The organism is Streptomyces adustus, from assembly GCF_009377175.1.
GTDB classification, from domain to species: domain Bacteria; phylum Actinomycetota; class Actinomycetes; order Streptomycetales; family Streptomycetaceae; genus Streptomyces; species Streptomyces adustus.
In genome coordinates this window covers 1-9870 of the sequence record NZ_VJZD01000312.1, presented here as the reverse complement: position 1 = coordinate 9870, position 9870 = coordinate 1, and the positions used below count along the sequence as shown (strand labels likewise).

The window sequence follows — 9870 nt, the reverse complement described above, 5'->3', positions numbered from 1 at the left end:
CAGCAACGACCCGGTCCACCAACTCAGCAGGACACGACCGAGTCAGGATGCCCAACCCCAGCCGCTCCAGACGCGACACCAACACGCATGGCTCAACAGCACGCACACCCCAAAAGCAACGGCATTGTTGTTGATGATCCGGGGGGTGGTGTCACCGGATCCGGAGGCATCGACGGACCGCTGATGAGGGGCTTGAGCACCGGCTTCACCCAAGGCTGGAAGAGCTCTCCGTAACGTGGATGTGGCAGCTCGGTGCCGAGGCAAGGCCGGACGAAAGCGTGGTGGAGGGGCCTGCACGTGATCGACACCGGCGACATCGACGTCTTCCTCGGCCTGGACGTCGGCAAGGGCGAACACCACGCCACCGCCGTCACCCCGGCCGGGAAGAAGGCGTTCGACAAGCGCCTGCCCAACACCGAGCCCAAGCTCCGCGAGCTCTTCTCGAAGCTGAAGGCCAAGCACGGAACGGTGCTGGTCGTGGTCGACCAGCCGGCCTCGATCGGGGCCCTGCCGCTGACGGTCGCCAGGGACGTGGGCTGCCCGGTCGCCTATCCGCCGGGCCTGACGATGCGCCGGATCGCCGACCTCTACCCCGGCGAGGCCAAGACCGACGCGAAGGACGCGTTCATCATCGCCGACGCGGCCCGCGCGATGCCCCACACGCTGCGGGCCATCGACGGCGAGGACGAGACGATCGCCGAACTGGAGATGATCGTCGGCTTCGACGACGACCTGGCCGGCGAAGCGACCCGGGTCGCCAACCGGCTGCACGGCCTGCTGACCCAGATCCATCCTTCGCTGGAACGGGTCCTGGGGCCGCGGTTGCAGCACCCGGCCGTCCTCACCCTGCTGGAACGGTTCGGGTCACCGGCCCAGATCCGCAAGGCCGGCCGACGGCGCCTGGTCACGCTGCTTCGGCCGAAGGCGCCGAGGATGGCCGAGCGGCTGGTCGAGGACATCTTCGACGCCCTGGACGAGCAGACCGTGACGGTCCCGGGCACGGAGGCGGCCGCTCTGATCGTCCCGAGCCTGGCCGCATCCCTGACGGCCGTGCTCGACCAGCGCAGGCTCCTGGCCGGGCGGATCGAGGAACTACTGGAGGCCCACCCTCTTTCGAAGGTCCTGACCTCGATGCCGGGCATCGGCGTCAGGACCGGAGCCCGCATCCTGATCGAGGTCGGCGACGGCAGCACCTTCCCAACCGCCGGCCACCTCGCCGCCTATGCGGGTCTCGCCCCGGCGACCCGGAGCTCGGGCTCCTCGATCCGCGGTGAACAGCCCTCCAGGAGAGGAAACAAGCAGCTCAAACGGGCTTTCTTCCTCTCCGCGTTCGCCGCCCTGGCCGACCCGGCCTCCCGGGCCTACTACGACAGGAAGATCGCCCAGGGCAAGCACCACACCCAGGCCGTCCTCTGCCTCGCCAGACGCCGGGCCGACGTCCTCTTCGCCATGCTCCGCGACGGCGCCTTCTACGAATCACGTCCTGCGGCCACGGTCAGCTGATCTGCGGCTCCGCCAGCAGCACCACCCGGTCGGACTCGACGTCGAATCCCAGCACCGGATGGCTCTGGTCCCAGTCACCTTCGGGCGTCATCACCACCGGCTTGCTGAGTCGGCGCCCGATCGCACGAAGAAATCCGCACAGCACATCCAGCCGGTCCTGTCCCTGCAACTCCCTCAGGTCCACGTCGAAACCGATCTCGTCAGCCGACTCCAACCGAAAGATCGCCAACACATCCGATGTCAGCCAGACCCGCAGGTCCGCGCACTCGGCATCAGCAGGCCGCGACAGCACCTCCCCAGCACGCGGCAGCGGAATGACCACGCCACCTTCGGAGTACTCACTCCGCCAGCCACTCGCAACGATCAGATCAAGGACCGCTTGCCAATCCTGGACCGTAGTTCCCGTGACCCACACATCCGGAAGACACCCCTCCCAGTCAAGGTCGAAGAAGCCCTTCACGTCATCCCACAGCAGCTCAGACACCAGGCAATGCTGACCTCAGCCCGAACACGAACGCACCCGGATTTCCTTGACCAAACCCATAGGGGCACCCCCCGCTACGACGACGTCCTCGTCCGCACTCCGACCGTCCTGGCCATCACCCTGCACGCCAACCCCAGGACACCCACCTGAAACCCCCTCGGGACAGGCGCCCACGGCGTCCAACCAGATCGCCTGTCCCGAGTCCATCTCACCCCGTACGAGACGAGAGGGAGGACCCAGTATGGCGTCCCACCTGCGCTCCCGACCCGGCTTCGGGCAGCGCGCATTCTTACTGACCACAGCCGCGATCTCGCTGACCGGCTGGACTGTGCACGCCACCGCGCTCTACCGGCGCCTTGAGAAGAAGGATCCGCTCACCGGCCTGCTCCGGCGCGACGCATACACCGCCCGGGCCCGGCGGATCCTGGCCCGGCATGGCGACGACGTTGCTGTGGTCTGGGTCGACGCCGATCACTTCAAGGACATCAACGACAACCTCGGGCATCCGGCCGGCGACACGATTCTCGCCGCCTTCGGCGCCCGGCTGACCGCTTGGGCAGGCCCCCGCGCGGCCACCGGCAGGCTCGGGGGCGATGAGTTCGCCGTCGTCCTGGAACTGTCCGCCGGCCGCCGCACGCACCGCCTGGCGCAGCTGGTGAGGATGCTGCACACGCCCCCGGCGCCGACGACTGGTGGCCCCGCGGCACCCCCGACCTCGACCCGGTCGGCGCCCTGACCGGCCTGGGCGGCAGCGACGAGCTCTGACCGGCCGGCCCGGAAGACGCCCCCGTCCTGATCCTGGGTCCCTCCCTGGGTACCCACCTGGCACATGTCGTAGAAGCCGTCCAGGGGCGTCCAGTTAGTTCAGGGGGAGTGCGTAAGTCCAGGTCAGAGCCTTGTGACGTGAGTGCGTCCGCAGGGTTGGTGACATGCCTGTGATCGCTTGTGATAGCAGGTGAGAGGTGAGGAGCCCTCGGCGGTTGATGCCGATGGGGGTTCTGCGCGTGGTGGGTTGCGCCGGTGTACCATCGCGCTGCGCCGTTTCGGCGAGGCGAGAACCAGGCTCTCCGACGCCTTTCAGGCCGTGGGGGACGACGTCACCTGGACCTGTCTCCCCCCTTGGCCGGTCCACTTCGCACGCGGCGAACGTATCGGTATCCGCCCCGTCGGCCTCGACCGGCCCATCGTGGCGCAGACGGCCAGGCCCGCATCACCCCCGAGGGCTACGCCGTCGCCCTCGCAGACGGGGGCCAGCGATTGCTGCGGTAGCTCCGCCCGCTCGTGGTGCGGCGGATCTGATGGCCCAGGGCCCCGTGCCGCCGCACCGGGCAGGTGCGGCGGCACGGGCGTGGCCGGCGGTGCCGTACCGGGTGACCGGGATGCGCAGCACGGTGCCCTTGTCCGGGTTGGACACCCAGACCGCCCTGTCGTGGATCTTGATGCCGTTGGCTGCCCTGGTGCAGTCGGCGACTCTTCCTGAAACGTTGCACTTCGAGTGAAGCAATGTCTGTGCCCGGGAGATCAGATTTTGACGGACCGCGCAGTGGGAGTTTTTGCCGCGCAGAGCAGAGTGGAATTATTCAACGTACACGGGCCGTTCCGGCGTGCTACTGTCGATCTCGGTTGCAGTTGTGGTTCCCAAAACTTCAAGTGCCCCCACCAGGCTTCTGCCGGTCGGGAGCGCTTCTGTATTTCCGGTCATTTCCGGGCGGGGTAATCATCGCGGCGACACGGCGTTCGCACAGTGCGGATGCCGATGTACTGCCCCAAAGGAGATATGACATGGCTACTGGTACTGTGAAGTGGTTCAACGCGGAAAAGGGCTTCGGCTTCATCGAGCAGGACGGTGGCGGCGCCGACGTGTTCGCCCACTACTCGAACATTGCGGCGCAGGGCTTCCGTGAGCTGCTCGAAGGCCAGAAGGTGAGCTTCGACATCGCGCAGGGCCAGAAGGGCCCGACTGCCGAGAACATCGTTCCCGCCTGACGCTCACGCACCATCTGTAGCTGGGGCCCGCATCCTTCGGGGTGCGGGGCCCAGCTACACGCATCTCCCGCGGTGATTTCACCCGCGGGACGACTCGGGGGAATCCGCCCCCCACCACGCGCGGCTCCTCCTTCAGGGGTGCAGGCGCATCCTGAAGGCAGCCGACGCCCGGATCTTACGTCCCCATCGCGTCACTCATTTCAGCACGTGCGCTCCGGAGATTTCCGCCGGCCAGATTGCTTTCTTTTACTACCGGTCCATACTTGTAATTCTCCATGCCGCTCATCGCTGCGGGAATTCCTTGATATGTGCCACATCGAGGAAGGTTCCGCATGAACCGCACACGTACGAACGACCGCTCCGCCCGCACCCGTACGGGCGGTGCCGACGCGGGGAAGGGCGGCAGTCGCTTCGGCTCCCCGGCACCGCGCCGTTCCGGCGGATACGGCCGTCGGCCCGCCCCAGTGCAGGGTGAGTTCGCGCTGCCCAGGACGATCACCCCCGCGCTGCCTGCCGTTGAAGGTTTTGCCGATCTCGGTCTGCCCGAGCAGCTGCTGGCCGAACTCGGCAGGCAGGGCGTGACCGTGCCGTTCCCGATCCAGGGCGCGACGCTGCCGAACTCCCTGGCGGGCCGTGACGTCCTGGGCCGTGGGCGCACCGGTTCCGGTAAGACCCTGGCCTTCGGCCTCGCCCTGCTCGCCCGTACGGCCGGACGGCGTGCTGAGCCCCGCCAGCCGCTGGGGCTGATCCTCGTACCGACGCGTGAACTGGCGCAGCAGGTGACCGACGCGCTCACTCCGTACGCCCGCTCCGTCAGGCTGCGGCTGGCCACGGTGGTGGGCGGGATGTCGATCGGCAGGCAGGCGGCCGCGCTGCGCGGCGGGGCCGAGATCGTCGTCGCGACCCCTGGCCGGCTCAAGGACCTCATCGACCGGGGCGAATGCCGCCTGAACCAGGTGGGCGTCACGGTGCTGGACGAGGCCGACCAGATGGCCGACATGGGATTCATGCCGCAGGTCACCGCGCTGCTCGACCAGGTGCGTCCGGAGGGGCAGCGGATGCTGTTCTCCGCCACCTTGGACCGCAACGTCGACCTGCTGGTGCGCCGCTATCTGACCGACCCCGTCGTGCATTCGGTCGACCCCTCGGCCGGTGCGGTCACGACGATGGAGCACCACGTCCTGCACGTCCACGGCGCTGACAAGCACGCCGCCACGACCGAGATCGCCGCTCGCGACGGTCGGGTGATCATGTTCCTGGACACCAAGCATGCCGTCGACCGGCTGACCCAGGACCTCCTCAACAGCGGAGTACGGGCCGCCGCGCTGCACGGCGGCAAGTCGCAGCCGCAGCGCACCCGCACGCTGGCGCAGTTCAAGACAGGGCACGTCAGCGTGCTGGTAGCGACCAACGTCGCGGCGCGCGGCATCCACGTCGACAACCTCGACCTCGTCGTCAACGTCGACCCGCCGACCGACCACAAGGACTACCTCCACCGCGGCGGCCGCACCGCCCGCGCCGGCGAGTCCGGCAGTGTCGTCACCCTCGTCACACCGAACCAGCGCCGCAGTATGGTGCGCCTCATGTCGGACGCCGGGATCCGGCCGCAGACCACCCAGATCCACTCGGGCGACGAGGCCCTGCGCCGGATCACCGGCGCCCAGGCCCCCTCCGGCATCCCGGTCGTCATCACCGCACCGGTGGCCGAACGCCCCAAGCGCAGCGCCACCTCCCGAGGCCGGCGCCGCCCCGCTTCGGGAAGCCGACGCGCGCCCGTACGCAAGTCCGTCTCCGGCGCGGCGGCCTAGGACCTTCGTGATCAAGAAGCTGACTCATCTCTGCAGGAGGCACCTTTTGACGCTGATTCAGATGCAGCCCCGCCCGGCGAGCGCCGACCCCGTGCACAGGACGGCGGAGGAGGTCTTGGACGCGGCCGGACCGCAGGTCTGTGACGACATGAGCGTCGAGGTTGCGCTGTCCGTCATGGCCGCAGCCCGCACGAGCCGACTGGTCGTCTGTGACCAGGACGACCAGCGCACCGGCCTGGTCACCCGGACCGACCTCACCACCGTCCGCGACAGCTCCGCCTACACGGACCGCGTCCGCCTGCGCGACATCCTCGGCGACCACGGCTCGTTCACCTCACCCGTGACCACGATGGCCGAAGCCGAGCACGCGACGCGCACCCGTGGGCTCGGTGTCCTGCCGGTGGTCGACGGGCAAGACAGCGCCCTGGGCGTCCTCGCCCTCTCCCGCTGAGCCGCCGCACCCTGGTCGGACCGTTCTCCCCTTCTCCCTTGTGAGGCCCCATGCGCTGCGTCATCGCCCGCTTCCCCTTCGAGCTCACCAAGGGCGGCGTGCTGGAATCGATGAAGGGCATCAAGCCCGAACCGGTCACCGGCGATTCCGTGATCATTGGCCGTCGTCACTATCCCGTCAAGCAGGTCGGCCAGGTCGTCACGCGCCAGGACCGCCGTGACTTCAGCGCCCTCGAAGTCCTGCGGGCCATGACTCAGCTCGGCTTCACCTGCCACGCCGTACCCAAGGCCGCACCCCTGGGCGTTCTCAGCCCGATGCAGCACGCCTCCTCGTTGCTCGGCACCCCCGTTCCCGTCTGACTCGGGGAACAGCACGAACCGACACCTGAACAGCACTGTGGGCCCTACCGGTACGCCGGTCGGGCCCACACTGCGTGCGGCCGGTTCCTGTCGCCGTCGCTCAGTGGTCGGAATAGCTGAAGTCGCCCATGGTCCAGGCGCTGACGTCCTCGATCGCAACCCGGTACATCCCGCCTGTCTCCGGGATCCCGACCGTGCCCTGCAGGATCCGGGCGACACGGAAGTGCCAGATGCGTGGGCGGCCCGTCCTCCTTCATGGGGGCGTCGAAGACGGCGGCGAACTCGCCCAAGCGGGCGGAATCCGTCAGCACCTCCGACACTCTCTGCCTCCACAACGCTTCGGGAGCCAGGCGGGGCCGGTGATGACCGCGCCACCGGTGACCACGGTCAGGCACATCTGGGTGCTCTGCGCGCACTCCACCAGGGCGGCGACGTCAACGAGCAGCTTGTCAGGCTTCGACCTGAAACCCGACGTGCTGCGCGGCGGTGGGTCACTGCGAGCGCCGGACTGAGCCTCTGAGCTGCTTGAACCATCCAAGGACCGGTCGAGCAGACAGGTCGAAACGGATTACCTCATCTTCGAGCGCGCGGAAATCTATGCCAGCCGAAGTAGACATTGGATGGCGGTGTGGTTATGGTTTCTCACGTAGCCGAGATCGAGCGAGCGCGGCAGAGATGAACTGCCGGGCAGCAGTGCACGCAGTTGCACTTCGCAGTACCCAGCAGTGAAGTCAGTGAGCAGTACCTCGGTGAAGGCGTCAGCTGCGGACGCGCGCACCGGGAGGTTCGGCAGTGGGGCTCCAAGCCCGAGCAGACGCACGACGGGCGACAGGGCCGGCTGCCGAAGAGTGGCGCTGTTCGAGCCACCAGCAGTTCGCAGTTCCGTCAGTGAGTAGTTGATCAAGAGGGAAGAACGGAGGAGCCGAGCGCCATCAGGATCGCCCGGGTAAAAGTCATGGACCCGGGTACCGCAGGACATCGATAGTGAGGTGGTCTCCGGTCAAGCAATCGCGATCCCCGCGCCCCCGACAGCATGTCGGTCGGGTCTGCGGAAACAGAGGGCCGGTGCAGTATCAGGGCCGGCAGATGGTGTAGTAGTTCCTTCGGGGCCCTGGTGCCAGTACGGCGCCAGGGCCCCTCCACGCGTTCCACAGAGAGGTGCAATGACAGCAGACGACACGTTCGGCCGTCTCGATGACGACGACTACCCCGCCTACACCATGGGCCGGGCCGCCGAGATACTCGGCGCCACACAGGGTTTCCTCCGCGCCATCGGCGAAGCCCGCCTCATTACCCCGCTGCGCTCCGCAGGCGGCCACCGCCGCTACTCCCGCTACCAGCTGCGCATTGCAGCCCGTGCCCGGGAGCTCGTCGACCAGGGGACCCCCATCGAGGCCGCCTGCCGCATCGTCATCCTCGAAGACCAGCTGGAGGAAGCCCAGCGCCTCAACGCCGAATATCGCCGTGCCGCCGAATCAGCGAACCCAACGTCAACAACATGAGATGAGCGTGCCCGTCAGCGTCGGCGGGCACGCACGCCCGGTCTCGTGTGCGGCGTGATCATTTCATCTGGTGACGCGGCGTGTGGGCGTGTAGCGTCTGCGTCAGCCGTCGTGGTTCGGAATTCCCTCTTGCCCACGCTCCTGGTGTGGGCGTTTTGCTGTGCTGTGCCGCAGGGACCAAGGCGATCACCTCCGTCTGCCACATGGAGTGGGAGGCGTTCATCGACTGGAAGGCATGACCATGGCTACGGGAACCGTGAAGTGGTTCAACGCAGAGAAGGGCTTCGGCTTCATCGCCCAGGACGGCGGCGGCCCGGATGTCTTCGCGCACTACTCAGCGATCAACTCCACAGGCTTTCGTGAGCTCCAGGAGGGCCAGGCCGTGACGTTCGACGTCACCCAGGGCCAGAAGGGTCCACAGGCCGAGAACATCAACCTGGCCTGACCTCGCAGACCTGCCCGAGGGAGCGCGCACGCCGCGTCCGGTGGCCTCCGCCCGTGCGGGCCTGCCGCCCACCTGGACGAAGTCGCCCGATCTGTGGAGGCCCGGGGCGGCGCGACTTCGGCCCGGAACTTCCTGACCTCAGTCCATGGACCGGCCGAGCCCGTTCCCGCGTCATCGCTGTCCGTGGCCGCGTCAGATCCCGCAGGTCCCGCATCTCCTGGGCGTCATGCGAGCCAAGCGGACTCCTTCGGACGGGTGTGCGGTGAGCTGTCGGTGCCGCCTCGCGCGGCCATGCGGCCCAGGTAGCGGTGCACGAAGTGGATGCTCATCGCGCCTTCGCCGACCGCGGAGGCCACCCGTTTCACCGAGCCGCTACGGACGTCCCCTACCGCGAAGACCCCGGGCAGGCTGGTCTCCAGGGTCATGCACGAGCGCCCGCGGCCTTGCCACACCTCGGGTTACCGGTAGTTCGTTAAATTCGGTGGTGGCGTGGGTTGACGGCAGGCCTGGTCGGTCGTAGTTCGGCTGTAGGAGTCAACTGCCTGGCTGGGAGCTGAAGATGACTGCTCGCCGTCCGTGTCCGCCTGCGCCGGGACCATTGGAGGAGTACGCGGCCCGGTTCGACGACCTCTTCTTCAGCCTGGCCCAGAGGCGAGGGTTTCGCGAGTACCTGACCGGTCTGCTGGCGCCGCGGGATCGGAACAAGACGATCACCTGCCTGGCCGGGGCGGAGCCCGTGGCGGGTGCGGGGACGCCGGGGGTACAGCGGCTGCAGTTCTTCCTGTCGGAATCGCCGTGGGAGGCCGACCTGGTCAACGACCGGCGGCTGGAACTGCTGCGCGAGGAACCCGCGACGGCACCGCATGACGGCGGGGTGATCGTGATCGATGATTCCGGGGACCGCAAGGACGGCACGGCGACCGCGCACGTGGGCCGGCAGTGGCTGGGACGGTTGGGCAAGACGGACAACGGCATCGTCACGGTGACCACGGTGTGGACCGACGGCCGCGTCTACTACCCGCTGCACACGGCCCCCTACACCCCCGCCCACCACTTCGCCCGCGGCCGGTCCGACCCGGCGTTCCGTACGAAACCGCAGCTGGCCGCTGCTCTCGCGGCCCGAGGAAAGGAGGCGGGCTTCGGCTGCCGGGCGGTGGTCGCCGACTGCGCCTACTCCGTCAGCGACACCTGGTACCTCGCTCTGCGCGAGGCCGGCCTGGCCTACGTGGTCGCGCTCAAGCCGCACCGCGGCACCTGGGCCCTGGCCGACCAGCCGCACACTCCTGTCGAAGCGGCCCGCGCCTTGACCTGGCGCGATGCCAAGCGTCCAGG

Annotated in this window: 10 protein-coding genes and 3 pseudogenes; 9 read left to right on the top strand and 4 right to left on the bottom strand. The window is 68.1% G+C overall.

Annotated features, from left to right (window positions below; all coding sequences use genetic code 11):
• Positions 1 to 297 precede the first annotated feature (297 nt).
• Positions 298 to 1503: an IS110 family RNA-guided transposase gene (locus tag FNH09_RS41340; protein ID WP_162469870.1), complete on the top strand. Its 1206-nt coding sequence runs from the start codon at positions 298 to 300 to the stop codon at positions 1501 to 1503.
• On the opposite strand, the gene FNH09_RS41335 is transcribed toward FNH09_RS41340, so the two are convergent.
• Positions 1496 to 1987 (bottom strand): hypothetical protein, encoded by a 492-nt coding sequence (locus FNH09_RS41335; protein WP_162469869.1) that lies wholly within the window; start codon positions 1985 to 1987, stop codon positions 1496 to 1498. The genes FNH09_RS41340 and FNH09_RS41335 overlap by 8 nt on opposite strands.
• Positions 1988 to 2228: 241 nt before the next feature.
• Between FNH09_RS41335 and FNH09_RS41330 the strand changes: the two are divergent.
• The 5 genes and pseudogenes from FNH09_RS41330 to FNH09_RS41305 form a co-directional block, all read left to right on the top strand.
• Positions 2229 to 2648: pseudogene (locus FNH09_RS41330) on the top strand (GGDEF domain-containing protein); the annotation flags it as partial.
• A gap of 1121 nt (positions 2649 to 3769) precedes the next feature.
• Positions 3770 to 3973 carry a cold-shock protein gene (locus FNH09_RS41320; protein WP_004986771.1) on the top strand — a complete coding sequence of 68 codons (204 nt, stop codon included), beginning with the start codon at positions 3770 to 3772 and terminating at the stop codon, positions 3971 to 3973.
• A 332-nt stretch (positions 3974 to 4305) separates the two neighbouring features.
• On the top strand, positions 4306 to 5781 hold the full coding sequence (locus FNH09_RS41315) for a DEAD/DEAH box helicase (RefSeq protein ID WP_152895009.1): 1476 nt from the start codon (positions 4306 to 4308) through the stop codon (positions 5779 to 5781).
• Positions 5782 to 5827: 46 nt separating this feature from the next.
• Positions 5828 to 6232: a CBS domain-containing protein gene (locus FNH09_RS41310; RefSeq protein WP_152895008.1), complete on the top strand. Its 405-nt coding sequence runs from the start codon at positions 5828 to 5830 to the stop codon at positions 6230 to 6232.
• A 50-nt stretch (positions 6233 to 6282) separates the two neighbouring features.
• The gene (locus FNH09_RS41305; RefSeq protein WP_152895007.1) at positions 6283 to 6591 is read left to right on the top strand and encodes an SCO5918 family protein; all 309 of its coding nucleotides are present in this window, start codon (positions 6283 to 6285) and stop codon (positions 6589 to 6591) included.
• 100 nt (positions 6592 to 6691) lie between these two features.
• On the opposite strand, the pseudogene FNH09_RS41300 reads toward FNH09_RS41305, so the two are convergent.
• Both FNH09_RS41300 and FNH09_RS47925 read right to left on the bottom strand, forming a co-directional pair.
• Positions 6692 to 6988 (bottom strand): annotated as a pseudogene (locus FNH09_RS41300) (hypothetical protein).
• 198 nt (positions 6989 to 7186) lie between these two features.
• Positions 7187 to 7495 carry a hypothetical protein gene (locus FNH09_RS47925; RefSeq protein ID WP_202919868.1) on the bottom strand — a complete coding sequence of 103 codons (309 nt, stop codon included), beginning with the start codon at positions 7493 to 7495 and terminating at the stop codon, positions 7187 to 7189.
• A gap of 259 nt (positions 7496 to 7754) precedes the next feature.
• Here FNH09_RS47925 and FNH09_RS41290 point away from each other — a divergent pair, with 259 nt between their 5' ends.
• Positions 7755 to 8093 carry a MerR family transcriptional regulator gene (locus FNH09_RS41290; RefSeq protein ID WP_152895006.1) on the top strand — a complete coding sequence of 113 codons (339 nt, stop codon included), beginning with the start codon at positions 7755 to 7757 and terminating at the stop codon, positions 8091 to 8093.
• Between the two features lie 241 nt (positions 8094 to 8334).
• Complete coding sequence (locus FNH09_RS41285; RefSeq protein WP_030052720.1) at positions 8335 to 8538, top strand: cold-shock protein; 204 nt, start codon at positions 8335 to 8337, stop codon at positions 8536 to 8538.
• Between the two features lie 224 nt (positions 8539 to 8762).
• Here FNH09_RS41285 and FNH09_RS41280 read toward each other — a convergent pair.
• Positions 8763 to 8996 (bottom strand): annotated as a pseudogene (locus FNH09_RS41280) (cyclic nucleotide-binding protein); the annotation flags it as partial.
• A 101-nt stretch (positions 8997 to 9097) separates the two neighbouring features.
• Here FNH09_RS41280 and FNH09_RS41275 point away from each other — a divergent pair.
• On the top strand, positions 9098 to 9870 hold a 773-nt coding region (locus FNH09_RS41275; protein ID WP_162469868.1), incomplete at its 3' end, for an IS701 family transposase.

Coding starts and splice junctions, on each gene's coding strand:
- FNH09_RS41320 (WP_004986771.1), top strand. CDS start 3,770: ATGGCTACTGGTACTGTGAAGTGGTTCAACGCGGAAAAGGGCTTCGGC.
- FNH09_RS41315 (WP_152895009.1), top strand. CDS start 4,306: ATGAACCGCACACGTACGAACGACCGCTCCGCCCGCACCCGTACGGGC.
- FNH09_RS41305 (WP_152895007.1), top strand. CDS start 6,283: ATGCGCTGCGTCATCGCCCGCTTCCCCTTCGAGCTCACCAAGGGCGGC.
- FNH09_RS41290 (WP_152895006.1), top strand. CDS start 7,755: ATGACAGCAGACGACACGTTCGGCCGTCTCGATGACGACGACTACCCC.
- FNH09_RS41285 (WP_030052720.1), top strand. CDS start 8,335: ATGGCTACGGGAACCGTGAAGTGGTTCAACGCAGAGAAGGGCTTCGGC.